We start from the raw sequence: 23,947 nt of genomic DNA, 5'->3' as shown, positions 1-23,947 counted from the left end.
AACTCTGATTATCAATGTCTCTATTGGAAATTCGTGGCCTCACGGCTTCCGTCGGCGACAAGCCGATTTTGCGCGGCATCGATCTCACTCTCGACGCCGGTCAGGTGCATGCAGTGATGGGGCCGAACGGCTCCGGCAAGAGCACGCTAGCGCAGGTGCTGGCGGGAAATCCGGCGTACGAAGTTACCGGAGGATCGATCACGTACCAGGGACTCGATCTGCTCGAGATGCAGCCCGAAGAGCGCGCGCAGGCTGGGATCTTTCTGGCCTTTCAGTATCCGGTTGAGATTCCTGGTGTATCGAACGCGTACTTCCTGCGCGCAGCCTACAACGAGATTCGTAAGGCGCGCGGCGAGAGCGAGGTCGATCCGCTGGAATTCGCCGATCTCATGGAGGATCGCCTCAAGCTCGTCGATATGGATCCCGCGATGCTCGGACGCTCGGTGAATACGGGCTTTTCCGGCGGTGAGAAGAAACGAAACGAGATTCTGCAACTCGCGGTGCTCGAGCCACGCCTCGGCATTCTCGACGAGACGGACTCGGGACTCGACATCGACGCGCTCCGAACCGTGGCGGATGGCGTCAACAAACTTCGCACACGGGATCGATCGTTCATTGTCGTCACCCACTATCAGCGTTTGCTCAACTACATTATTCCAGACTTTGTCCATGTGCTCTCAGCTGGACGGATTGTGAAGTCCGGTGGCAAGGAGCTCGCGCTGGAGCTCGAGGACAAGGGCTACGATTGGCTCTCGGGCGGCGACCAGCCGCCAGAGGTGGCAGCGTGACGGCACACGCGGAAGCAGAGGCCATCCTCGATCTCCCAAGCGCCGTGACTCCATTCGAGGAAGCGTTTCGCGCGTTCGACGACGGCGCCGGCCGGAGCGCGCCCGCGAGCATTCAATCCATGCGGGAGGCAGCCTTCGACACGTTCCGTCGCCTGGGCTTCCCGACGACGAAGAATGAGGATTGGCATTTCACGAGCGTCGCGCCGATCGTCGAGCACGACTATCTGTATATCACGACGTCGAGTGGTGACGTACTGCCGAAGGCGCTCGCGCCATTCACGTTTGGCCATGACGACTGGCACACGCTGGTGTTCGTGAACGGTCGTTACGCGCCGGAGCTCTCGAACAGGCGTGCATTGCCACGCGGAGTCCGACTGCTCGATCTACAGTCGGCATGGCGCGAAGCGCCCGAGCTCATCGGACAGCTGGCGCAGATCACGAGCTACGACGATCGGGCGTTCACGGCGCTCAACACCGCGTTCATGCACGACGGGGCCGTCGTTTGTGTCGCGCGCGACGTGGGCGTCGAGCAGCCGATCCATCTCGTCTTCGTCACCGACGCCGTTGCGGCGAAGTCGATGATGCATCCGCGAAACCTGATTCTCGTCGAGCGCAATGCGAAGGCGACGGTGATCGAGAGTTACGTCTCCCTGAGCGACGCAGTGTATTTCACAAACGCCGTCACCGAAGTCGCCATCAGCGAGGGAGCAACGCTGCACCATTACAGGATGCAGCGCGAGGGGATGCGGGCGTATCACGTCGGAACGGTCGAGACGCATCAGGCACGCGACAGCCACTACGTCTCGTTCGCGCTGGCGACAGGAGCGTCGCTGGCGCGCACGAACGTCTATACGACGCTCGATGGCGAGGGATGCGGCTCGACGTTGAACGGTTTGTACATGCTGGACGGTGAGCAGCACTGCGATCATCAGACGATGATCGTGCACGCGCAGCCCAATTGTTATAGCCGTGAGCTGTACAAAGGTGTGCTCGACGGACAGTCTCACGGCGTGTTCAACGGCAAGGTCTACGTGGATCCGATCGCGCAAAAGACCGACGGCAAGCAGACGAACAACACACTGCTGCTCTCGGACAAAGCCCAGATCGACACGAAGCCTCAGCTCGAGATTTTCGCGGACGACGTCAAGTGTACGCACGGCGCGACGGTGGGCCGGCTGGACGAGCAGGCCCTTTTCTACATGAAGAGTCGCGGCGTCAGCCGCGAGCTGGCGCGGCAGCTCCTTACGTATGCCTTTGCCGCCGATGTGCTCGAGACGATCGAGCAACAAAGCGTTCGGCAAGAACTGGAGCGGATGACGCTCAAGCGCTTTACGAAGGGAGAGAGTATCGCGGAGGGCTAGAGCCCAGGGGCTAGGGCTGTTAGCCCCTATGTCCTGGACCCCAGCCCTTGCTTGTTCATGGCTAACCTCGACGCCCTCTACCAGGAGCTCATTCTCGAGCATAATCGACGTCCGCGGAACTATCGCGTGATGGAGGGCGCGGACCGCGTCGTCGAAGGACACAATCCGTTATGTGGAGACGCGCTCACACTCTGGTTGAAGCTCGACGGCGACCGCGTGAGCGACGCGAGCTTTCAAGGAAGTGGATGCGCGATCTCGCGCGCATCGGCGTCGCTGATGACCGAGGCGGTGAAAGGCAAGACGCGCTCGGAGGCGGAGGCGCTGTTCGAGCGCTTTCACGATCTCGTCACCGGCAAGCTCGACGTCGAGGCCGATCCGGAGGCGAAGAAAGCGCTGGGCTCGTTACGCGCGTTAGGCGGTGTGTCGCGATTTCCGATTCGGGTGAAGTGCGCGAGCATGGCATGGCACGCACTGCGATCGGCGCTGAACGCGGGCGACGATACGAGCGAGGAGCGCGAGGAGTGACGGTCGGCGAGACGCGCGGCGAGGGCGAGGAGCTCGAGGTGGTGGCCGACGTGGATGATGTGCCGGAGGGTTCGCTGCTGGGCGTGCGCACGGCGTCGGGCGAGGAGGTGTGCCTGTTCAACCATCGGGGCCGAATCGGTGCGGTTCACAACGTGTGCACGCACGCGGAGTTTCCCTTGTCGGACGGCACATTGTCAAATGACGGGACGATCGAATGTGTGTGGCACGGTGCGCGGTACTCGTGCCTAACGGGTGAGGTGCGCCGTGGCCCGGCGATCGAGCCGGTGCCGGTGTACGAGGTTCGAGTGGAGAGCGGGAAAGTGCTCGTTAGAGGGAGGAAGGGTGGGCACGCATAAGACAGAACGGCGAGAAGAGCGCGTCGAAGACAGCGCGTCGAGAACGGCGCGCCGAGACGAGCGCGTCGAAAAGAGCGTCCCGGAAACGGCGTCAGCGGTGCGGGGGGCCCCCCCCGAATCGCAATCTGCTGCCGCGCGGCGTGCCGACCACCATCGAAGCCTTTCGCCGAAGAGCGATTTCCCGCTGCTCGCCGCTAATCCCTCCCTGCACTACCTCGACTCGGCGGCGACCTCGCAGAAGCCCCGCGTCGTGCTCGACGCCATTCGCGCGTTCTACGAGCACGACAACGCGAATCCACACCGCGGCGCCTACACACTCTCCGTCCGCGCCACCGACCGCTATCACGAAGCGCGTGCGCATGTCGCTCGATTCCTTGGCGTCGCCGACCCGGCGCGGCTGATCTTCGCGCGCGGAACGACCGAAGCGCTCAATCTCGTCGCGAGCGCGTGGGGAACCGACAACATCGCCCGCGGCGACGAGATCGTCGTCACCGCCCTCGAACATCATGCCAACTTCGTTCCCTGGCAGCAGCTCGCGCGCCGGCGCGGCGCGGCACTCCGGATCTGCGGCCTAACGAGTGACGGCCGTCTCGATCTCGAAGCGCTCGAGTCGCTCCTCAATGCCCGAACCCGCGTCGTCGCATTCAACCACGTTTCGAACGCGCTCGGCACCCTCAATCTCGTGGCTGAGATCACCTCGCTCGTCAGGCAACGCGCGTCGCGCGACGCGATCGTCGTCTGTGACGGCGCGCAGGCGGCGCCGCATCTCCGGCTCGACCTCGACGGCCCGGAGCTTGGCGACGTCGACTTCTACGCCTTCAGTGGACACAAGATGCTCGGCCCGATGGGCATCGGGGGACTCGTCGGCCGCCGCACGCTGCTCGAGAGCATGTCGCCCTATCAGATGGGCGGTGACATGATCGAGATCGTGGGCGACGAGCAGACGACGTGGAACGTGCTACCGCACAAGTATGAAGCGGGGACGCCGAACGTCGCCGACGCCGTCGGCCTCGCCGCCGCCTGCGGCTATCTCGAGTCGTTAGGTATGGAGACCGTGCGGTCACACGAGCTGGCGCTGCTCGAGCGCGCGACCGCGGCGCTCTCCGCCGTCGACGGAGTGACGCTCTACGGGCCGCGCGACGTGTCGTCCCGGAGTGGCGTCGTCTCGTTCACACTCGAGGGCGTGCACCCTCACGATATCGCCACGATTCTCGACGGCGAGGGCGTGTGCGTGCGCGCGGGACATCATTGCGCGCAACCGCTCATGCGCCGACTCGCCGTGCCCGCAACGGCGCGCGCGTCGTTCTACGTATACAACGACGAATCCGACGTCGAGGCGCTGGTCGCCGCCGTGGCGAAGACGAAGGCCCTCTTCGGCGCCGAGTGACCGAGCGCTAATCGGCGCGCAATCGGAGTCCAGCCATGCCGCTCTGGTCCGTGTTTCTCGACCCACTGCGCGTCGTTCTCTTTGCTCTCGCCCACGTTTGCGGTGGAAGTCTTGGCGGTGGCATCGTCGTCCTCTCTCTCGGCAGGCTCATACAGTTGCCGATCGGAGCAGGGATCTATCAGACCATCGCGGCAAGCGCCAGACGGGCGGCGCGATTCTTCTTGATGGGAGATCTGTTCAAGCCCGATGCGGTCGTTGCGTCGGTTGCGGCGGGACTCGCGGGAGCGGCCGTCATGGCAGGGCCCGCGTCGACGTCGTCCCGAACCTCCGCCGCCCTTGCCGCCGCAGTCACCTTTCTCGTCGCCTGGCGCTTGAGCGCCCAGGGTCGGGCTGTACTGGGTGGCGTCCAACGTCGTCGGCGTCGTGCAATCATTGCGGCTTCGGCGCGCCGTTGCGCGCGTGCGGACCTAACGATCGGAACGACGACATGAACAAGTCGAGGCTCGAGGCGTTCAGCGATGGCGTGATCGCGATTCTCATCACGATCATGGTCCTGGAGCTTCACACTCCGCACGGCTCCGACTGGAGCGCGCTGCGGGCGGCGGTGCCGTCTCTGCTCACCTACCTCCTGAGCTTCGTGTTCCTCGGCATTTATTGGAACAATCACCATCACATGCTCCAGGCGACGCAGCGGATCAACGGCGCAACACTCTGGGCGAATCTGCACTTGCTCTTTTGGCTGTCGCTCATCCCTTTCGCGACCGGCTGGATGGACGATTCGCGTAACGCAGCCGTGCCGACGGCGGCGTACGGCGTGGTGCTTCTGCTCTGCGCGATCGCGTTTACGATCCTTTTACGAACGATTCTCGCCGCGCATTTGGGAGAGAATAGACGACTCGCCGAGGCCGTCGGCTCCGATCGGAAGGGAAAGCTGTCGCTGCTCTTCTATGTCGCCGCGATTCCGCTCGCATTTGTCCATCCAGCGATCGCGGATGTGCTCTACGTGGCGGTCGCGCTGGTCTGGTTGGTGCCGGATCCGCGGATCGAATCGCGATTTCGAGGGACGGCCGAGCGAGAGCCCGGGTAGGCTCAGATCGCGCGCAGGATTTCGATCGGATCCGCCTTCGCCGCCTGTCGCACCGGTCCGAGCGCGGCGACGAATGCCACGGCGAAGAGAATGGCTTCGGCGGCGACGAGCGCGATCGCGTGCGCGTAGTCGATCATCACCACTTGTTCCATCAGCGCGCGTGTCACATACAGGGCGACGAAGGCTCCGATCGCCACACCGGCGAGTGCAGTGACCGCGGCGTCGTGCGTGACGAGGCGCGCGACGTCGCGTCGCCGCGCGCCTAACGCGATGCGGACGGCGAACTCGCGGAGACGCCGGCTCACGGCGTAAGCGAGCACGCCGTAGAGACCGACGGCGCAAAGCACGAGGCCGAAGGCGGCAAAGGCACCGAAGAGTGAGGCGATGAAGGTGCTATCTGTCCGCCGACCTTCGTAGTTGTCGAGCCACGGGTGGACCTGAACCGACCAGGCCCACGGCATCTCTGTTTGCAGTTGACGCCGCATCGCCACCGCCAGCGCGGCGCGTCCGGGCATGCCCGCGCCGGCGTTTTCGCGCACCACGAGTCTCCGCGAACGCCACGAGTCGTTCGGTATCACGGCGTAAATCATCGGCTCGGGTGGCAGGTAGTAATCGATGCGCGGCAAGTACTCGACGGCCTCCGCGACACCGATGACACGCACCCACGGCGCCTTCGATTCCTTGCTCCCCAGCTTCATCATCCGCCCGACCGGATCGTGGACGTCCAGCCAGAGCCGCTTCGCGGCCTCCTCGTCCACAATCACCACAGGCTCATTGCCGAGGGCGTCGCCCGGCGCAAAGTCGCGGCCGTTGACAATCCTTATACCGAACGTCCGAAGGAAATCCGGGCTGACGGCCTGATACCACCTCAGGTTGATCCACGTATCACCGCTCTTTCCCTCTTCCGCGGCTACAGTCGGACCATCGGGCGAGGCCCAATGATATGTCGCCGCGGCGATGGCGTTCGGAAGCGCTCGGCCGTTCGCAATGATTCCATCGTAAAACCGGCTGATGGCCGCGTTCGTCATCTGATTGCTCTTGATATCGAGATCCGCAACGACGAGATGCCTGGCGTCGTAGCGAAAGTCGAACGAAGCGAGATTGAAGGCGATGAGCACGAACAAGCCTGAGCACATGAGCAGTGCCGTCGACAGCGCGACTTCGATGACGATTAGTGGATTGTAACGGTCGCGAATCCGCCCTGTCGTCGTGCCGGCCGTGTCTTTCATCGGCTGGGCGGGATCCGTCCTCGCTGCACGCAGAGCGGGGAGTGCTCCAGCAAAGACGATCGTCGCCAACGACGTGGTCAGCGCAAAGGCGAACACTCGCCAGCTGGGCGCTGGATCGAGATCGCCCAGCTGCGGCACTCGGGCGCTGGTGAAATGCGGGAGAACGCGCAGCGCCCAGAGCGTGACCAGTAGGCCGAGAGCGACGCCGGCGCCCACCACGACCGCGCACTCACTCAGAACGTGTCGCGCGATGTCGCGGCGGCTCGCCCCGAGCGCCAACCGAATCGCGAGCTCCCTACGACGCGCGATACCGCGAGCGATCATCATCGTGCCGAGATTGGCGCAGGCGATGATGAGCACCATGGCGACCGTGCCAAGGATGAACGACGGAAAGACGCTCTGCGGCGCGTAGAAAAACGCGACGACCGGCGCTAGCCATGTGGACAGCGGGTGCCTTGGCGTGAGCTCGGTCGTTAGGCGCGCGCCAACCATGGCCAACTCGGCTTTTGCGGCGTCGAGCAATACGTCCGGCTTGAGGCGCATGACGGCAGTCGGGCCGAAGCGACCGATCGCCGGATTAGAAGGTACGGCATCAATCGGCAACCAGAGATCGGTGTTGCCGTACGGCGGGTGCACGCTGCGCGGCATGACGCCAACCACCGTGTAGCGGTTCAGCCCAACATCGAGCGTGAGCGACTCCCTCAGGGGACGACCCGCGAAAAGGCGATTCCAGATTCGATAGCTGATGACGGCGCCCGGCGTGCTCGTCGCCCCGCTGTCTGATTTGTCGAAGCCGCGCCCGCGGAAGGGGTGCACACCGAACAGATCGAAGAAGTTTGGCGACACAGCGACGGCCATGATGTCCTCCGCGTAGCCTGGCGTCTGGACCAACGCCTGAACACGCCAGAAGGCGGCGATGGCTTCGTACGACCGCATGCCGCCCTGAATCGCCCGAAAGCGCGCGTCCGCGGGCACGGGATGCTTCGTGTCGCCACCACGAAAGGACGGAATCACGATCCGCTCGGCGTTCGCGTACGGCACGACGGGGTGTAGTACCGAGTCGGCGAGGGCGAACATCGTCGTGTTCAATGCGAGCGCGAGGCCGAGCGAAACGACCGCGACCGCCGTGAACAACGGGACTTTGGCAAGTGCGCGAGCGGAGCCGCGGAGGTCGTCGATGAATCGTCGCATGCTAAACGACGAGGCAAGCAGGAACACAGCAACGCTTACGTGCGTAACGCGCTCAAGCGACGCGCCAGGAAACGGCGTTCGGGCTCCTGAGTCGCGAGCCTGGCCGCTCGCTCGTACGCGGCAATCGCTTCACTCACGCGGCCGAGGCGGCGGAGAAGGTCGGCGCGCGCTGAATGTGCATGGAGGTAAGTCGTCAGCTCGCCACGCTCGAGCAGACCATCGATCAGCGCGAGACCTGCTGCCGCGCCGTCGCGCATCGCGACGGCAGCAGCGCGATTGAGCTCGATCACCGGCGAAGGATCGACGCGCAGCAGGACATCGTAGAGTGCGACGATCTGACGCCAATCGGTCGCGGCAGCGTTAGGCGCTTCGGCGTGGACGGCGGCGATCGCAGCCTGGAGCGAGTACGGCCCCACACGCCGCGAGGTGAGCGCTCGCTCGACGAGCGCGATTCCTTCCGCGATCTGCTGGCGATTCCAAAGGCACCGATCCTGATCGTCGAGCAGAATCAATTCGCCTTCGCTTGTCGCGCGCGCCGCGCGGCGTGATTCGTGGAGCAGCATCAAGGCGAGGAGTCCCATGACCTCGGGATCCGGGAGGAGCTCCAACGTCAGGCGCGCGAGCCGAACCGCCTCGCGCGAGAGATCAGGGCGCGTGAGCGTGCTGCCTGACGAGGCGAGGTAGCCTTCGTTGAAGACCAGATAGGTCACGTGCAGCACGCTGTCGAGCCGTGCGGGAAGGTCAGCGCGCGATGGAATCTCGTACGGGATCCGCGCGTCACGGATCTTCGCCTTGGCGCGGACGATTCGTTGAGCGATGGTCGGCGGGGGCGTGAGGAAGGCGTGCGCGACCTCCTCGGTCGTCAGGCCGCATACCTCCCGCAGGGTCAGTGCGATCTGTGCATCGGGACTGAGCGCGGGGTGACAGCAGGTGAAGAGCAGACGGAGCCGGTCGTCGGGGACGTCTTCGTCCTCGACATCGAGCGACGCCGGTGTCGTGCGATCCTTGTCCTCGGCGAAGCGCGATACTGCCGCGTCGAAGTTGGCACGGCGGCGCACTCGGTCAATCGCCTTGAAGCGACCGGCGGACACCAGCCAGGCGCGAGGGTTTCGCGGCAGGCCTTCGTTAGGCCACCGCTCGAGCGCAGCCATGAAGGCGTCGTGCAGCGCCTCCTCGGCGAGATCGAAGTCGCCGAGGAGGCGGATCAGTGTCGCGAGCACGCGGCGCGAGTCGGCGCGATAGATCTCGTCGATACGCTCGCGCACGGCCAGAAGCGTTAGGCGTCGCCGAACTCCTGGATCGGCCGCACCTCGATCGATCCGGACTTCGCCGAGGGAATTCGCGACGCGACCTGGATGGCGTCGTTCAGATCCTTGGCGTTGATCAAGTAGTAGCCGCCAAGTTGTTCTTTCGTCTCCGCGAACGGACCGTCGGTCGTCGAGACTTTACCGTTCCGAACGCGAAGTGTGGTCGCGGCAGGTGTCGGCTGGAGCGCGTTGCCGCCGACGTAGTGGCCGCTGTCCTTGATGCCCTGTGTAAAGGCACCGTAATCGGCCATCACCGCGTCGGACTGCTCCTTGGGCATGGTCGCGTAGCTCTTCTCGTTCTCGTAGATCAGGCAGAGGTAGCGCATAAGACAAAAGGGGCTAGGGTTTAGGGACTAGAGCTTACAGAATTCGGTAGTAGTCGTTTGAGTTTCGCTCAAATCGACATCACGGTTTTTGACCTAGCCTCTCCAACGCACCTTTCGCCTGACGGTCGTTCGGGTTGATCGTGAGAGCCTGTTGGTAGCTACGTATCGCAGACGCCGTATCGCCTGCCGCGAGCTGTCCTTCGGCGGCGGAGCGGAAGGCGAACCCGGATGTCGGCAACATTTGGGTGTTCAGAATATAGAAGCGAAGCGCATCGGCCGTCTTGCCGCGAGCACGGAGCGCGTTACCGACGTCAACGAGCGGAACCTCGCCGAAGTCGTACGCGGCGCGGCCGTAGTAGCGCGTGCGTAGCGCGCGATAGAGCGCTTCGGCGGAGTCGGCGCCCACGCTGTCGTAAGCATTCAGGACGACTTGTTGTAGAGGCCGCGGCTCGGTGATACCACGATGGCAAGTCGCGCAGGCGACCACGATCGCCGGAGTGCGACGCGAGACGAGTTTTGTCAGATAGTCCCCATTGATCGCACCGACCATACGCAACATCTCACGCGCTTTGTCCTTCTCGGGCTTCTTATCGGACGGAAAGTCGAAGCTCGAGAGCGGCTGCCCTTCCTCGCCGACATGACAGTATGTGCAGCGCACGCCGAGCGCGCGCGTGAAGCCTCCCATCGTATCGAGCAACGCGCGGACGGAAATGTCCTTCGGAAAGACCTTGAGATTCTTCAGTTCCTTCGGCGGAAACTGGGCATATGCCGGAGTCGAGACGAACGCGATGCCGAGCGCAATGAGGAGAAACAGGAGTCGACGCATTGGCCGTAAGTGTGACGAGTGGTGTGTGACGAACCGTGAAGAATCTTCCGTCCGATCGCCTGATAGCAAGTACAGCATTTCGATAATCGTTCCGAACCTCCCGCGAGGCGAGAGTGTCTAGTTTGTAACTGGATCTTTCAAACGCCGCCCAATGAAGAACATCGAGCTCGCTTTTCGGAGCCTCTTCAAGACGCCGTTCGTCACCGCGGTCGCGATTGCATCACTCGCGCTCGGCATCGGCGCAAATGCCGCGATCTACTCCCTTTTCGATCAAATGCTTCTGCAGCCGCTGCCGGTGCGCGCGCCGCAGGAGCTGGTCAATCTCGCCGCGCCCGGTCCGAAACCGGGATCGCAATCGTGCAGCAACGCGGGTGACTGCGATGTGGTGTTCAGTTATCCGATGTTCCGCGACCTCGAGCGATTGCAGAGAGCGTTCACGGGGATCGCCGCTCATGTCGGCGTCGGCGTCAATCTGTCGTACCACGGACAGACGCAGGGTGCCGACGGCATGCTCGTCTCGGGCTCGTACTTCCCCGTTCTCGGGATCCGCCCGGCGCTCGGTCGGCTTCTGTCGCCCCACGATGACGAGCAGATCGGCTCGAACTTCGTCGTCGTGCTGAGCTACGCGTACTGGCAGAGTCATCTCGGCGCGAATCCCAACGTGGTTGGCGATCAGATCATGGTCAACGGCCAATCGATGACGATCGTTGGTGTGGCGCCGCAGGAGTTCAACGGGACGACACTCGGCGTCCGGCCGTTCGTGTTTATTCCAGTGACGATGCGCGCATTGATGGTGCCGGGTTGGAAGGGATTCGAGAATCGAACGAGCTATTGGTTGTATCTGTTCGCGCGCCTCAGGCCGGGCGTAACGATCGAACGAGCGCGGCGCGAGCTCAACGCGCTCTACACGCCGATCGTCAACGATGTCGAAGTGCCGTTGCAGCAGAACATGAGCCAGAAGACGATGGCTCGCTTTCGTGTGAAGCAAGTCGCGGTCGAGGCGGGCGCGCACGGCCAGAGCTCGATGCTCGAGCGCACGCGGACGCCGCTGCTACTCCTCGTCGCGATTACTGGTATCGTGCTGCTCATCGCGTGCGCGAACATCGCCAATCTCTTGTTGGCCCGCGGTGCGAATCGTTCGATGGAGATGGCGGTGCGTCTGGCGTTAGGCGCGAGCCGCAAGCAGCTCTTCGTGCAGCTGCTGACGGAGTCCTGCGTCCTCGCGGTGCTGGGCGGCCTCGTGAGTCTCGTCATCGCTCGTTGGACGCTACAGGGTGCGCTGGCGATCCTGCCAGGGGACACCGGCGCGGTGCTGCACGCCGAGCTTCGCCCGCCGATTCTCCTTTTCGCTGCCGCCGTGGCAATCGGTACGGGATTACTCTTTGGCTTCTTCCCCGCGCTGCACAGCACACGTCCCGATCTGGTGTCGACGATTCGCGCCAACACCGGTCAGCTGTCGAGCGCCGGCGCGAGCACGCGCTTCCGAACCGTACTCGTGACAGCGCAGATCGCGCTCTCGATGGCATTGCTCATCTCGGCGGGACTGTTCATCAAGAGCCTGGCGAACGTGAGCCGCGTCGATCTCGGCATGCAGATCGACAACGTCGTCACTTTCGGCGTGTCGCCGGAGCTCAATGGCTATACGGCGGCACGATCGCACAGCTTCTTTCAACAAACCGAAGAGGCGCTCGGTGCGATGCCGGGCGTGACGGGCGTCGCGGCATCGATGGTGCCGTTGCTTTCGGGCAGCAACTACGGCACGGACGTCGCCGTCGAAGGGTTCAAGTCGGGACCCGATATCGACGACAATGCGCGCTTCAACGAGATCAGCGCCGGATATTTTCGCACGCTCGGCGTGCCGCTGCTCGCGGGCCGCGAATTCACGACGAGCGATGCCGCAGGCGCGCCGAAGGTCGCGATCGTGAACGAAGAGTTCGCGCGGAAGTTCAACCTCGGACGCGAAGCGGTCGGCAAGTCGATGTCGCTCGATCCGCGCGCGAAAACGCTCGACGTGTTGATCGTGGGTCTCGTGCGCAACGCGGCATACTCAAACGTGAAACAGAAGCCGCAGCCGTTGTTCTTCACACCGTATCGGCAGGACACGACGCTGGGCTACATGCACTACTATGTGCGCGCGTCGCGGTCGCCGGAGCAGCTCGTTCGCGAGGTGCCGGCGGTGCTCAAGCGGATCGACGCGAATCTTCCGCTCGAGGAGGTGAAGACGATGCCTCAGCAGGTTCGCGAAAACGTCTACCTCGATCGCATGATCAGCATGTTGTCAACGGCGTTCGCGGCGTTGGCGACGTTGCTCGCCGCGGTCGGGTTGTATGGCGTGCTCGCCTACACCGTCGCCCGGCGCACGCGGGAGATCGGCGTTCGCATGGCGCTCGGCGCCGATGCGTCGAGAGTACGATGGATGGTCCTCAAGCAGGTCGGGATGCTGACGTTGATCGGTGGCCTCATCGGGCTGGCGGTCGCGTTGGCGCTAGGCAGGACGGCGCAGTCGCTGTTGTTCGGTCTCCAGGCGCACGATCCGGTGGTCGTGGTCGGCGCGATGGTTGTGCTCGCCCTGGTGTCCTTGGCGGCAGGATATCTACCTGCCTATCGCGCGTCGACGGTCGATCCGATCAAGGCCTTACGCTACGAGTAGAGCGCGAAGATGCCCGTAATGGACCGCAGCGAATCGAGATCTCCACCCAGTGCGTTGAGGTCATGTCAGACCGAGTCGATGTTCGTTCCCAACGAGGCGAGGACAGGTGGCCTCGAGTCCTGGGTAGATGATATCGAGTCGTGGTAAGATGACATCGAGACGTGGACAGATGACATCCGGTCGAGGACAGACAACGTGAGGTGCCGGCGAGCTCACGCCAGCGGCCGGCGGGATGACTAAGGTCTCGGCAAGATCAGGTGAGTGCTCGACAAGACGACGTGAGGCGGCGGACAGGGGACCGAAGGTCGTGGCAAGGTGACGTGCGGTGCAGGACAGATGACGTGAGCGAACGAGCAACGCACTGAAGGCGTCTACCAGATCACGTGAGGTCTCGGCAAGCTGACGTGAGGTCGTGGTAAGGCAACGTGAGGTGGCGGACAAGTCATCGGCGGTCGCGGCAAGGTCATCTCCGGAGGCGGCAAGACGACGTCCGTGAAGCGACAGAAGACGTGAGGCGCCGGCAAGACGACGTGAGGTCCCCGCAAGACGGCGTGAGGTCGCGGGAAGACGGCGTGAGGTCGCGGGAAGACGACGTAAGGTCCCCACAAGACGACCTGAGGTAGCGGCGAGATGGCATGAGGTGGCGGCAAGATCACCTCAGCCGAAGAGATGCCAAAGATGGCCCGACGATTCGCCGCCGCGACGGACGCACGCGGCGAAGCGACTCTCCTCGATGCATCCAATACCATATGTAGCTTTTGACATTGTGACTGACGCGGCTTAGTCATCGGTTCCAACCCGAAACCCGCATCGAGGTGTAACCCGTGCGTCTTGGCCTTGGCCTCCTCATTTCAACGTTTGCCGCGACGAGTGCTGTTGCCCAGCAGTTTCAGGCCAATCCAAAGGTCGACAAGATCTTTGCGGAGTGGGACAAGCCGTCGTCGCCGGGGTGTGCGTTGGGCGTGCTCCAAAACGGGCGCTTTGTGTATGAGCGTGGTTACGGGATGGCGAATCTCGACTACGACATCCCCAACTCGCCAAAGCTTGTCTACTACGTCGGGTCGGACTCGAAGCAGTTCACCGCGGCGAGTATTGGTTTGCTCGTGCTCGACGGCAAGATCGCGCTCGACGACGACATCCGGAAATACATCCCCGAGATGCCGGACTACGGCACGCCGATCACCATCAATCATCTCGTCCATCACACGAGCGGTATTCGCGACATCTACGTCCTGATGTCGCTCGGCGGACTGCGACTGGAGGATGTCTTCTCGGATTCCGAGGCCGTCGCGCTGATCGCGCGGCAGAAGGAGCTCAACTTCAAGCCCGGCGACGACTACCTGTACAGCAACTCCGGCTACTTCCTGCTTGCGCAGATCGTGAAGCGCGTTACGGGGAAGTCACTGCGCGAGTTCGCCGACGCGCGGATCTTCCAGCCCCTGGGGATGACACATACACACTTTCACGACGATCCCGGCCACATCATGAAGGGTCGGGCGATGAGTTACGAGCCGGACGGCAAGGGCAGCTACCGGATTTCGTATCTGCAGAATTTCGACAAGATCGGCGCGGGTGGGCTGTACACGACTGTCGAGGATCTACGAAAGTGGGATGAGAACTTCTATACCCACCAGGTCGGCGGCGACGCGTTGCAGAAGCTGATCCACACGCGCGGCGTGTTGAACAAGGGCGATACCATCATGTACGCCTTCGGGAATAACGTTACGACGTACCGGGGACTCCGTGTCGACGAGCACGGCGGCTCGCTGATGGGCTACAAGGCCGAAATTCTTCGCTTCCCGGATCAGCATTTCAGCGTGCTCGCGACCTGCAATCTCGGATCGATCAATCCCGGGCCGTTGGCGGAGCAGGTCGCCGAGGTCTATGTCGGGACCAAGATGGGTCCGGCGCGGGAGCCCCAGGTCGCCGGTCGTCGTTCTCGCGAGGTGACGCAGGCGGCCGCACCCGCGTTAGGCAGCGCCGAGCTTGCGATGTACCCGGGCGATTACTATTCCGACGAGGTCGACGCGACCTACCATATTGGCGTGGTCGATGGTGCTCTGGTGCTCTCGGCGCGCCATGTGCCGAGTCAGCAGCTCGTTCCGACGGCTGTCGATACGTACCGCACTGCGAATGGGCTGACGCTTCACTTCGAGCGGGTTTCCGGTGCGGCGCCGTCGGCATTCACGGTGGAGGCGGGGCGCGTCCGCAACATCCGGTTTATGCGGCGTTGACGTGACAAATCTGATTTTCGCGCGCCTACGCGCACTTGGCCGCCAGCTTCCGGACAGTCGTGACATTGCGCATCGTCATCGACATGCCGAGCGTGCGCTCGAGAATCGCGCCGGACATCGGTGAGTCGCTGAAGCGGCCCCGGGCCCCCCAGTATAGCTCCCGACCGTGGATGTGGAATTCGTCGAGCGGCGTCTTGAGCTCGACGACTTTGCGAACGACGTCGGGCTTGGGACGGCCGGCGAGAAAGCCGATGTAAAGCGCGTGCTTCAGGAAGTCGAACGCGGTCGCGTCGAAGGGCTCGTGCCTCACGACTGATGTGAGCTCGGCGGGTGAGCGCACGAACGTCGCGACGGCGTAGCCGAGCGTCCGCTCGAGCTCCATCGCGATGCGCTCCTCCAGCTCTCGGGGCTTGGCGCTCGGCGCGTCAAACAACACGTTGCCACTCGCGATGAATGTTTCGACGTTCGCGAACCCGAGCCGCGTGAAGTGCTTGCGCAGCGCATCCATCTTCACGACGTGGCCGCCGACGTTGATCGCCCGGAGCAGCGCGACGTATCGACCGCTGGGGGCCATCGCTATTTGACCTCGATGCCGATGATCGACGGATCGGCGCGCGGATACCGGAGGTCGAGACCGTTCATGCAATCGGCGATTGCGCGTGCCACAAGCCAGTCACGAACGTCTTTGTTATCCGCGGGAACGACGTACCAGGGCGCCCATTTCGTGCTCGTGTGGGTGAGAATGCCACGGTACGCTTTCGTAAAGTCGTCCCAACGGGCCCGGTCATCGAGGTCGCCAACGCGAAACTTCCAGTTCTTGGTCTCGTCGGTAAGCCGCTCCTCGAGACGGCGCTTCTGCTCGGCATGGGACACGTGCAGCAGGAACTTGAGAATGACGACATTGTTCTCGGTGAGCATTCGCTCAAAATCGTTGATTTGCTCGTAGCGCGCCGACCACACCTTCTTGGCAACAAGCTCGTGCACGCGCGGAACGAGAATATCCTCGTAATGCGAACGATTGAAGATACCGATCATGCCCCGTGGCGGAACTTCTTCGTGCACGCGCCACAAGAAGTCATGCTGCGACTCCGCCTCGGTCGGCACCTTGAAGCTGGTGACTCTACAGCCCTGCGGATTGACGGCGCTGAAGACCTTGCGAATGGTGCCGTCCTTCCCCGACGCGTCGCGTCCCTGCAGGACGATCAGTAGCGCATGACGAGCGTCGGCGTAGAAGACGCGCTGCAGATCAGAAATGCGGTCCGTCTCTTTCTTTATTGCGCGATCGAGGTCGGCACCCGACTTCCCCGACGCGCGTGCCTTCGCGTCGGCGTCGCTGAGCCGGATGGAGTGCTTGCCGCGTACGGGATGGAGCTTCAACTGCTCGTCACGGGTCGCGGATGCGACGGCAGCGATATCGATGACGGAACGACGAACACCGTCGCCACACCCATCACCAGAACAAACAGCGAAAGCTGAAGGATCAGTTTCCAGTTCATGGTGTCCTCGCGCGTCAGCGGTGGCCAACGACGAGTCCAACATGCGCCACGAAGGCGTCGCCAGTCAATGTGTAGCGCGCGGATGCAGCCGGCTCACGTCACGACCACTCTTCCTGTCATAGTGGGATGAATGGAGCAGAAGTAGTCGTAGGTGCCAGCGGTGGTGAAGCGGTGCGAGTACCGCTGATTCGTGTCGAGCACCTTCGAGCTGAACGACCCATGCGTGTCGACCACGACGTGCGGGACGTCGTCGCGATTGATCCACGTGATCTCGGTACCCACGCTCACAGTGCGTGGAGTCGGCGTGAATGCAAAGTTATCAATCCCGATCTGGTTGGGCGCGACATCCAGCGTCCGGCGGGCCGACGGCTGCTGGCCACCCGCCATGTTCATCGGCGGCATCTCACCCGAGAGTGTCGAATCGACGATCGCGAGGGAATGGCGGCCGGGCACGTAGCTGACGCTCGTGATACCGAGCACGCTGCCCAGTCGTTCGGCCTCGACCTTCATCGGTCCGGGCGACGGTGCGGTGCCGGGTGCCGGCTGAGGAAAGGCGGTGGACATGGCGGTGTGAAACGCAATGTTGCCCTCGACTTTCTGCATGATCTGATGAATGTGGCCGTTCAGGACGGTCACCGATCCGAAGCGTCGCAACATCGAGAGCGCTTGTTCGGAGTCATCGGTCCCCCATCCCCACTCGGGATAGACCGTCCAGAGCGGAATGTGAGCGAAGGCGACAATCGGTGTGCTGGCCGAGATGCCTTGCAGATCCCGCCTCAGCCAGTCGAGTTGCTCGGCGCCCAACGAGCCCAGGCCACCGGCCTTGAGGTTGAGAACGTTCACCAGAGCGATGAAGTGGACGCCGCTGTGATCGAACGAATACCAGCCGCCGCCCCTTGCGCCGAGCGGCTTGCCATAGCGCGCGAGATACGAGGCGCCGTTGTCGTTGAGCACGTCGTGCTCCCCGGGAACGAAGAAGACGCGATCGGTCTTTACGTCTCGGAGCACTTGATCCGCCGTGTCGAACTCCTCGGCGCGCGACAACTGTGAGATGTCGCCGGTGTGGAGGACGAGCGCGGGCCGACGCGGGAGGGCGTTGAGCTTCGCGACGGCTTCGCGAAGTGTCGCGGTGACGTCCTTGTTGGCTTCCTTGCTGAAGCCAATGTGGCTATCGCTGATCTGGGCGAAGAGAATGTTCTGCTTCGTCACGTCGTCGAGGTCGCGGAGCTGGCTCATGGCGACGCTGGTCGGCACGCCGCCTTTGAGCGCCCAGAGCGAGGCGGTGCCGACCCAGGCCATACACTTCAGGAAGCCTCGGCGGTCGATTTCATCCTCGTGCGAGTCGTTGGTTATGTAGTTGGACATGGAAGGGCCAGGTGATAGGTGCTAGGTGCTCGGTGCTAGCAGAGACCCCCGAGCCTTCGGGCTTATTCCAAAAAAGCACCCGCCGGAATAAATCCGCCTCGATTCGCGTTTCTATAGAGGTAGGCTTTCCTGTATCTGAACTGCCTTGAGCCAGAACCTTCACGAACGCTTCGAGCAAACGGTCCTTCCGCTGATTGATGACGCGTACACGCTTGCGCGCCATCTCCTGCGTGATGAGCACGACGCGCAGGACGTAGTGCAGGAGGCGTATCTGCGCGCGTGGCGGTACTACGCGAGCTTTCGCGGTGGTGACGAGCGTGCGTGGTTGCTCACGATCCTCAGGAATTGCTGCTACACCTGGCGGGGAGGGCGGCGCGACGCGGAACACGTCCCGTTCGACGAAGAGCTACATGGACTCGACGCCAGCAGCCGCTACGCCGCGGACGTACGAGCCGTAGACGACTCGGACCGCGGGAGCCTCGAGGCCGTGCTTGGTCGTCTCCCAGCGCAATTCCGCGAAGTCCTCGTGCTTCGCGAGCTCGACGAGCTCTCGTACAAGGACATCGCGCGCGTGACCGGTGTGCCGGTGGGCACCGTCATGTCGCGTCTCGCCCGAGCGCGCGAGCGGCTCCGTCGCGTGCTCAAGCGCTCTGCCTAACGTGACACACATGAGTCAAGCACTCCACAGCACGCACGAAGCGCTCAGCGCCTATGTCGATGGGGAGCTCACGCCCGATCGCGCACGAGAAGTGGCCGAGCACTTGACGACCTGTATGCAATGCTCGGCGGAATACGAGACGCTCCTTGCAACCATCGCCGCACTGCGAGCGAATCTCGAGCGTTACCAGGCGCCGGACGTCCTGCGCGCGCGCGTCCGCACCGCGATTGCGGCAACGCCGAGCATCTCCGAACCGGCGGCACGGCCGGAAGGGGGGGCGTCTCGCCGTCGACGCCCGTGGGTCTGGCAAGGCGGGATCGCCGCGGCGCTGCTCGTGAGTGCCGCGTTAGGCAGCGGGATCACGCTGCTCGCGTCGCGCGGACGGACGTCGACGCCAGATGTCGCGGCTGACGTGCTGGCGAGCCACGTCCGATCATTGATGCCGGACCATCTTACGGACGTCCGATCGTCGGATCAGCACAATGTGAAGCCCTGGTTCAACGGGCGATTGGACTACTCGCCGAACGTGCCACGCCTCGAGGAGCAGGGCTTTCCGCTCGTCGGCGGTCGTGTCGACTACGTGGGCGGACGGCCGGTCGCCGTCGTCGTCTACAGCCGGAGGCAGCACCTGATCAACGTGTTCTCATGGCCCACCCGCCTTGGCGACGCTCCGCTCGGAGTGACCGCGACGAATGGCTACAACATGATTCACTGGCGAAGTCGTGGTGTCGAGCGCTGGGTGGTGTCGGACTTGAACGCGAGCGAATTGAGATCGTTCACGGAGTTGTTGGCGTCGTCCTGAACTTGGCGTCGGTCGATCAGTGTACTCCCGCGAGCGCGGCGACGATCAGCGCTGCCCACTGTGGGCCCAACCAGCCCGTCGCGCCATCATCGTACGTCTCACCTAACGAGTGCGCGCCGGTGCCGCGTCCACCACCGTCAATCGTGATCGCGGGCACACCGAGGCTCATCGGCAGGTTGGCGTCAGTGCTCGACGCTCCGGTTCTGGGCGTGAAGCCAAGGGCGCGACCGGCAGCGATTGCCGTGGCAACGATGCGGGAGGAATCGGTCTGCGTACTGTTGGCGGGACGAATACCGATCGTATCGATCTCGAGCGAGAGCTTGGCCTTCTCGGCCCTGGAGCCCGTTTGGCGGATCCAGCGGTCGTTCTCGGCGTCGAGCGCTGTCGTGAGAATCCTAAGCACTTGCTTGTCGACAGCGTCGAGCGCCTCCGCCGTCTCCGAACGCATGTCGAGATCCATGGTAGCCGAGAACGGAATCGAGTTTACCGACGTACCGCCGCTAATGACGCCGACGTTGAAGGTCGTCTTCGGCGATGTCGGCACCTGGATGTCCCCGATCGCGGCGATGGCTCTGCCTAACGCGTGAATCGGATTCGGGATGCCGAAAGCACCGTAACTGTGACCGCCCGGTCCCTTGTACGTGATGCGGTACCGCTTGCTGCCGACGCCGTGGTCCTTGAGATCGAGCCCGGTGCCGTCGATCGAGATGAAGTAATCGATCTTGCTCTTCAGAGTATTGGTGAAGAGATAGCGCGTGCCGCGGAGATTACCCTGCCCCTCTTCGCCGACGTCACCGACGAAGTACACCGTGCCGACGGTCTGCACGTTGGCGCGCTGAAACGCGCGAACGACGGATAGCACGACGGCGAGGCCACGACAATCGTCGCCGATGCCTGGCCCGGCGAGCATGCTGCCGTTGCGCTTCACCTCGACCTCGGTGCCCTCGGGAAAGACGGTGTCGAGATGACCTTCGATGAGCACGGTGGGGCCGTTGCCCGTTCCGCGGCGCTCCGCGATCACGTTTCCCATGCTATCGATCCGCACGTTCGTGATGCCCAAGGCTTGTAATCGCCGCCGATACTCCGCGGCGCGACTTGCCTCCTTGTACGGAGGCGCGGGGATCTCGCAGAGCGAAATCTGCTGCTGGATCGTCCAGGGCTCCTGTGCCTTGATCGTATCGAGTGCGGCGCGAAGGCGAGGACTGTCGTGCGGAACGGCAAGCGCCTGTCCACTGAGCGTCGTGACGCTCGCGAGCGTCAACAGCACCGAAAGGGGGAACGTGAGTCTCATTTCGAGTCTGAGTGATTGGTGGCGCGCTGATTGGAAAAGCAAATCCCTCGCGTCGCTCGGGATGCCAGCTTCAACAAATATGAATTGCGGTCGCCTTGAAGGATGCGACGACCTCCTGTCCGGGCGCCAGGCCGAGCTCGTCGACGGCGCGCGTCGTCACGGCAGCAATGATCGGCGTTCCACTCACATTGACCGTCACTTTGCTCAATGCGCCCGCCGCCAGGATATCGACAACGCGTCCGCGAAACTGATTCCGCACCGAGGACGCGAGCGCCTCCTTGGAAAGCGTGACGTCCTCGGCGCGCAGGATCGCGTGCGCACGCCCCGGTACGGCGTCGCCTAACGCGTAGAACGTCAGCGAACCCGTGTCGAACGCCAGCGGATGTTCTGCGAACTGCCCGTCGCCGGCATCGGTCCAGTCCGGGCTCGTAGCGCGAATCGGCCGAGCGATGCCGGCATAGATATTCTCGGAGCCGAGAAAACTGGCGACGTACGGTGTCGCGGGACGTCGAAAGAGCTCCGCCGGCTCGCCCGCTTGCAGCACGCGGCCTCGATCGAGAAGGACCGCGACATCGCCAACGAGTCCCACTTCGGCGAAGTCGTGCGTGACGTGCAAAACGGTGAACTGCCGCTCGAAGTAGATCGTCCGGACCTCGCGCCGGACCGCTGCCCGGCCGCGCGGATCCAGCGCGCCGAACGGTTCGTCGAGCAGCAGAACGTCCGGACGGCGCGCGAGCGTGCGAGCGAGCGCGACGAGTTGGCGCTCACCCCCACTCAGCGAACGAACGTCGCGGTCGCCAACGAGTTGGAGACCGAAGCGCTCCGTCATCTCGGCCGCGAGCGCGGCGTCGGCGGCGCCGTATCCGACGTTCTGATCGACGGTGAGATGTGGAAAGAGGTACGCGTGCTGATAGACGAGACCGAGTCGGCGCCGCTCGGGGGGCAAGCGCGTCACGTCAGCGTCGCCGAGCCTAACGATGCCGGATCGCAGCGGCACGAGACCGGCGATCGACTCGAGCAGGGTCGTCTTGCCCGCGCCAGCCGGGCCAATGACGACGCCATACGCACCGCGCGGGACCGTGAACGACACGTTGTCCAGCGTGAAGTCGCCAAGACGCGCGGTGAGTCCGTTGACGGCGATCATCTTTCGGTCACTCGTCCCGGCGCAGCGCACGCAACGCGACCAGCGGAATGATCGCGAGTAAAACCAGTACGGCGGCAACGGGAAGCGCGCCGTTCAATCCGAGTGTCGTGAATCGATCGTAGCTCAGGACGCTGGCAACTTTGGGATTGTAGGTGAGGACGACGATGGCGCCGAACTCGCTCACGGCGCGCGCCCACATGACGATCGCGGCGGCGGTGAGCCCGCGAAACGACAGTGGCAATGTGATGCGGCGAAAGGCGGCCCACGAGGAGTCGCCAAGCGTCCGCGCGACCGCCTCGTAGCGCCGGTCGACGCGCATGAATGCCTCACGAGCCCCGCCTACGTACAGCGGCGCGGCAACGAACAGCATTGCACAGACGATTCCGAACACCGATCCCGTGACGCGGAGGCCAGCCTGGAAGAGAACGGTTCCGAACGGGCTGGCGCGCCCCAGAACGAGCAACAGTGCGATGCCCGCGACCGGATGCGGCACGATCAAGGGCAGATCGAGAATCGCGACGACGAGCGTCCGTCCCGAGAAGCGCCGCCGTGCGAGCAGGTATGCGACGGGTGTGCCGCCGAAGATGGCGACCAACGTCGCCGTGGTCGCCGTCAATGTCGTGAGGAGCAGCGCGCCTCGTAGCTCGGAATCCTCGAATAGCTGCCTAACGCCGGACGCCGCGCCCGCACCGACGAGTCCGACGAGCGGTGCGACAAGAAAGAGTAGGAAGAGGGATGCGAACAGTCCACTGACGACCGTCGCCGCGGGCGAGAGTGCTCCGCGCCACCCGCTCGCATCGCGCGACGCGCTATCGGGCAGCGGCGTCACGAATGGTGGCGGGCACGCCAGTGCCGACGAATAGCGCGTGATCGAGCGCGTCGACGTGGGCAGTGCGCATCATACTTCGGCCGTCGCCCGAAAGTAGATATGCGGCAAGACGCGCCGCTGCCGCGGGATGCGGCGCGTTGACCGGCACCGAGAGCGCGTAAAGAATCGGACTTCCTCGGCGGACTACGGTGTCACCCTTGGGCGTCTTGTAGCGCCACATCGCGCGAGCGTATTCACTCGCGAGCGACGGATCACCAAGATCGATTGCCGCCGGCAAATGCAGAGCGCGGAATCCATATGCCTCGGCGACAGATTCGTAGTCGAATACGTAGTCCAGTTCACCGGTCTGGAGAAGCGCCGCGAGCTGTGCGGCGTCAGGCCGCATATTCTTGGGCGGCGTGTTCGAGAGAATGCGCTGGAGGAGTCCCGGATCGTGATAATGGTATTCGGCCAGCACCAACATCAGCACTGTGCGATACCCAGCTGGCGCGAGATTCGGATCCGGACGTCCCACCTCGACTCCCGACTCGGCGAGAATACGTCGCCAATTGGTGGAATCGATCTCGGACGCGTGACGCGACCGATCGGTGTACCCGATGATCATCCGGTTGCGCGCGAACTCAGCGTACCAGCTGACGTGCTTCGGCATGAGCAGCTGGGGAAAGACTTCGGGGTCCGCGAGTGCGATGATATCCGGAATTCGGCCGAGCTCGGTGAGCTTCCGGGCGTGTTCGAGGGAGGCGCCGCTCTCCCGCTGGATCACCGTATTGTTACGAATGGCAAAGCTATCCAACGCCGCCTGAAGCGGTTTGGTGAGACTAGCGGCCAGATAGACGACCACGGTATCGCGTTGCGACGACGATGTCGTTGACGATGCTGAACTTCGCTCGCGGCAGGCAGCGCACGCGAGCGCCATGACAACGGCGTATGTACAAGATCTCCGCATGAGGCAATAATCAGCGGCGCCAACCGTAAGTAGCAAGGGTTCCGAAACCTTTGCATACCGTCGACGTTGAGTGAAGCGAACTCCCCCCACGGGCCGGCGCTGTACTGCACGGCAGTACGGGCCGACACCCTCCCCCACCCACCCTGTAA

23 protein-coding genes are annotated in these 23,947 nt (G+C 63.4%); 11 read left to right on the top strand and 12 right to left on the bottom strand.

Translation table 11 applies throughout. The features are described from left to right. Positions 1–14 precede the first annotated feature (14 nt). The 7 genes from sufC (at position 15) to VGH98_01175 (ending at position 5,504) form a co-directional block, all read left to right on the top strand. Complete coding sequence (gene sufC, locus VGH98_01205; protein ID HEY2374566.1) at positions 15–788, top strand: Fe-S cluster assembly ATPase SufC; 774 nt, start codon at positions 15–17, stop codon at positions 786–788. Next, entirely contained in the window at positions 785–2,149 is a 1,365-nt protein-coding gene (sufD, locus tag VGH98_01200) for a Fe-S cluster assembly protein SufD (GenBank protein HEY2374565.1), read from the top strand. Before sufC ends, sufD begins: the two co-directional genes overlap by 4 nt. A 57-nt stretch (positions 2,150–2,206) precedes the next feature. Beyond that, positions 2,207–2,674 carry an SUF system NifU family Fe-S cluster assembly protein gene (locus tag VGH98_01195; GenBank protein HEY2374564.1) on the top strand — a complete coding sequence of 156 codons (468 nt, stop codon included), beginning with the start codon at positions 2,207–2,209 and terminating at the stop codon, positions 2,672–2,674. Then, entirely contained in the window at positions 2,671–3,030 is a 360-nt protein-coding gene (locus VGH98_01190; GenBank protein HEY2374563.1) for a Rieske 2Fe-2S domain-containing protein, read from the top strand. Before VGH98_01195 ends, VGH98_01190 begins: the two co-directional genes overlap by 4 nt. Positions 3,031–3,127: 97 nt before the next feature. Next, complete coding sequence (locus VGH98_01185; protein HEY2374562.1) at positions 3,128–4,417, top strand: SufS family cysteine desulfurase; 1,290 nt, start codon at positions 3,128–3,130, stop codon at positions 4,415–4,417. A gap of 35 nt (positions 4,418–4,452) precedes the next feature. Beyond that, complete coding sequence (locus VGH98_01180) at positions 4,453–4,908, top strand: hypothetical protein (protein ID HEY2374561.1); 456 nt, start codon at positions 4,453–4,455, stop codon at positions 4,906–4,908. Then, positions 4,905–5,504: a TMEM175 family protein gene (locus VGH98_01175; GenBank protein HEY2374560.1), complete on the top strand. Its 600-nt coding sequence runs from the start codon at positions 4,905–4,907 to the stop codon at positions 5,502–5,504. The genes VGH98_01180 and VGH98_01175 overlap by 4 nt, the downstream gene beginning before the upstream one ends. A 2-nt stretch (positions 5,505–5,506) precedes the next feature. Here VGH98_01175 and VGH98_01170 read toward each other — a convergent pair whose 3' ends face one another. From VGH98_01170 to VGH98_01155, 4 genes are all read right to left on the bottom strand, one after another. Next, entirely contained in the window at positions 5,507–7,924 is a 2,418-nt protein-coding gene (locus VGH98_01170; GenBank protein HEY2374559.1) for an ABC transporter permease, read from the bottom strand. A 35-nt stretch (positions 7,925–7,959) separates the two neighbouring features. Beyond that, on the bottom strand, positions 7,960–9,189 hold the full coding sequence (locus tag VGH98_01165) for an RNA polymerase sigma factor (GenBank protein ID HEY2374558.1): 1,230 nt from the start codon (positions 9,187–9,189) through the stop codon (positions 7,960–7,962). Positions 9,190–9,200: 11 nt separating this feature from the next. Further along, positions 9,201–9,557, bottom strand: a complete 357-nt coding sequence (locus VGH98_01160; GenBank protein ID HEY2374557.1) for a YciI family protein — start codon at positions 9,555–9,557, stop codon at positions 9,201–9,203. 79 nt (positions 9,558–9,636) lie between these two features. Then, positions 9,637–10,383 carry a c-type cytochrome gene (locus VGH98_01155; GenBank protein ID HEY2374556.1) on the bottom strand — a complete coding sequence of 249 codons (747 nt, stop codon included), beginning with the start codon at positions 10,381–10,383 and terminating at the stop codon, positions 9,637–9,639. Between the two features lie 151 nt (positions 10,384–10,534). Here VGH98_01155 and VGH98_01150 point away from each other — a divergent pair, with 151 nt between their 5' ends. Beyond that, the gene (locus tag VGH98_01150; GenBank protein HEY2374555.1) at positions 10,535–13,033 is read left to right on the top strand and encodes an ABC transporter permease; all 2,499 of its coding nucleotides are present in this window, start codon (positions 10,535–10,537) and stop codon (positions 13,031–13,033) included. Positions 13,034–13,857: 824 nt separating this feature from the next. Beyond that, positions 13,858–15,267: a serine hydrolase domain-containing protein gene (locus VGH98_01145; GenBank protein ID HEY2374554.1), complete on the top strand. Its 1,410-nt coding sequence runs from the start codon at positions 13,858–13,860 to the stop codon at positions 15,265–15,267. 25 nt (positions 15,268–15,292) lie between these two features. Here VGH98_01145 and VGH98_01140 read toward each other — a convergent pair whose 3' ends face one another. The 4 genes from VGH98_01140 to VGH98_01125 form a co-directional block, all read right to left on the bottom strand. Continuing rightward, complete coding sequence (locus tag VGH98_01140) at positions 15,293–15,841, bottom strand: DUF1697 domain-containing protein (GenBank protein HEY2374553.1); 549 nt, start codon at positions 15,839–15,841, stop codon at positions 15,293–15,295. A 2-nt stretch (positions 15,842–15,843) separates the two neighbouring features. Continuing rightward, positions 15,844–16,644, bottom strand: coding sequence for a PPK2 family polyphosphate kinase (locus VGH98_01135; protein HEY2374552.1), 801 nt, complete (start codon positions 16,642–16,644; stop codon positions 15,844–15,846). Further along, the gene (locus VGH98_01130) at positions 16,641–16,763 is read right to left on the bottom strand and encodes a hypothetical protein (GenBank protein HEY2374551.1); all 123 of its coding nucleotides are present in this window, start codon (positions 16,761–16,763) and stop codon (positions 16,641–16,643) included. Before VGH98_01130 ends, VGH98_01135 begins: the two co-directional genes overlap by 4 nt. Before the next feature lie 93 nt (positions 16,764–16,856). After that, complete coding sequence (locus tag VGH98_01125; GenBank protein HEY2374550.1) at positions 16,857–18,128, bottom strand: metallophosphoesterase; 1,272 nt, start codon at positions 18,126–18,128, stop codon at positions 16,857–16,859. Between the two features lie 145 nt (positions 18,129–18,273). On the opposite strand from VGH98_01125, the gene VGH98_01120 reads away from it, so the two are divergent. Both VGH98_01120 and VGH98_01115 read left to right on the top strand, forming a co-directional pair. Then, the gene (locus tag VGH98_01120; protein ID HEY2374549.1) at positions 18,274–18,786 is read left to right on the top strand and encodes a sigma-70 family RNA polymerase sigma factor; all 513 of its coding nucleotides are present in this window, start codon (positions 18,274–18,276) and stop codon (positions 18,784–18,786) included. Positions 18,787–18,796: 10 nt separating this feature from the next. Next, positions 18,797–19,588 (top strand): anti-sigma factor, encoded by a 792-nt coding sequence (locus tag VGH98_01115; protein ID HEY2374548.1) that lies wholly within the window; start codon positions 18,797–18,799, stop codon positions 19,586–19,588. A 16-nt stretch (positions 19,589–19,604) separates the two neighbouring features. Here the strand turns inward: VGH98_01115 and VGH98_01110 are convergent, their stop codons facing one another. The 4 genes from VGH98_01110 to VGH98_01095 form a co-directional block, all read right to left on the bottom strand. Further along, positions 19,605–20,879 carry a M20/M25/M40 family metallo-hydrolase gene (locus VGH98_01110; GenBank protein ID HEY2374547.1) on the bottom strand — a complete coding sequence of 425 codons (1,275 nt, stop codon included), beginning with the start codon at positions 20,877–20,879 and terminating at the stop codon, positions 19,605–19,607. A gap of 70 nt (positions 20,880–20,949) precedes the next feature. Then, a complete protein-coding gene (locus VGH98_01105) occupies positions 20,950–22,023 on the bottom strand; it encodes an ABC transporter ATP-binding protein (protein ID HEY2374546.1) in 1,074 nt (357 codons plus the stop codon). Between the two features lie 7 nt (positions 22,024–22,030). Further along, complete coding sequence (locus tag VGH98_01100; GenBank protein HEY2374545.1) at positions 22,031–22,852, bottom strand: ABC transporter permease; 822 nt, start codon at positions 22,850–22,852, stop codon at positions 22,031–22,033. Beyond that, positions 22,833–23,798 (bottom strand): extracellular solute-binding protein, encoded by a 966-nt coding sequence (locus tag VGH98_01095; protein HEY2374544.1) that lies wholly within the window; start codon positions 23,796–23,798, stop codon positions 22,833–22,835. The genes VGH98_01100 and VGH98_01095 overlap by 20 nt, the downstream gene beginning before the upstream one ends. Positions 23,799–23,947: the final 149 nt, after the last annotated feature.

This window comes from Gemmatimonadaceae bacterium (genome assembly GCA_036496605.1).
Lineage (GTDB): Bacteria > Gemmatimonadota > Gemmatimonadetes > Gemmatimonadales > Gemmatimonadaceae > AG2.
This window is presented reverse-complemented; position numbering and strand designations above follow the sequence as displayed.

What these genes read in the sequence shown, in the direction of transcription:
- VGH98_01125 (HEY2374550.1), bottom strand. Translation starts at nt 18,128, where the DNA reads ATGTCCAACTACATAACCAACGACTCGCACGAGGATGAAATCGACCGC.
- VGH98_01195 (HEY2374564.1), top strand. Translation starts at nt 2,207, where the DNA reads ATGGCTAACCTCGACGCCCTCTACCAGGAGCTCATTCTCGAGCATAAT.
- VGH98_01170 (HEY2374559.1), bottom strand. Translation starts at nt 7,924, where the DNA reads ATGCGACGATTCATCGACGACCTCCGCGGCTCCGCTCGCGCACTTGCC.
- VGH98_01115 (HEY2374548.1), top strand. Translation starts at nt 18,797, where the DNA reads ATGAGTCAAGCACTCCACAGCACGCACGAAGCGCTCAGCGCCTATGTC.
- VGH98_01155 (HEY2374556.1), bottom strand. Translation starts at nt 10,383, where the DNA reads ATGCGTCGACTCCTGTTTCTCCTCATTGCGCTCGGCATCGCGTTCGTC.
- VGH98_01180 (HEY2374561.1), top strand. Translation starts at nt 4,453, where the DNA reads ATGCCGCTCTGGTCCGTGTTTCTCGACCCACTGCGCGTCGTTCTCTTT.
- VGH98_01130 (HEY2374551.1), bottom strand. Translation starts at nt 16,763, where the DNA reads ATGAACTGGAAACTGATCCTTCAGCTTTCGCTGTTTGTTCTGGTGATG.
- VGH98_01160 (HEY2374557.1), bottom strand. Translation starts at nt 9,557, where the DNA reads ATGCGCTACCTCTGCCTGATCTACGAGAACGAGAAGAGCTACGCGACC.
- VGH98_01140 (HEY2374553.1), bottom strand. Translation starts at nt 15,841, where the DNA reads ATGGCCCCCAGCGGTCGATACGTCGCGCTGCTCCGGGCGATCAACGTC.
- sufC (HEY2374566.1), top strand. Translation starts at nt 15, where the DNA reads ATGTCTCTATTGGAAATTCGTGGCCTCACGGCTTCCGTCGGCGACAAG.
- VGH98_01095 (HEY2374544.1), bottom strand. Translation starts at nt 23,798, where the DNA reads ATGCGGAGATCTTGTACATACGCCGTTGTCATGGCGCTCGCGTGCGCT.
- VGH98_01110 (HEY2374547.1), bottom strand. Translation starts at nt 20,879, where the DNA reads ATGAGACTCACGTTCCCCCTTTCGGTGCTGTTGACGCTCGCGAGCGTC.
- VGH98_01105 (HEY2374546.1), bottom strand. Translation starts at nt 22,023, where the DNA reads ATGATCGCCGTCAACGGACTCACCGCGCGTCTTGGCGACTTCACGCTG.
- VGH98_01150 (HEY2374555.1), top strand. Translation starts at nt 10,535, where the DNA reads ATGAAGAACATCGAGCTCGCTTTTCGGAGCCTCTTCAAGACGCCGTTC.
- VGH98_01175 (HEY2374560.1), top strand. Translation starts at nt 4,905, where the DNA reads ATGAACAAGTCGAGGCTCGAGGCGTTCAGCGATGGCGTGATCGCGATT.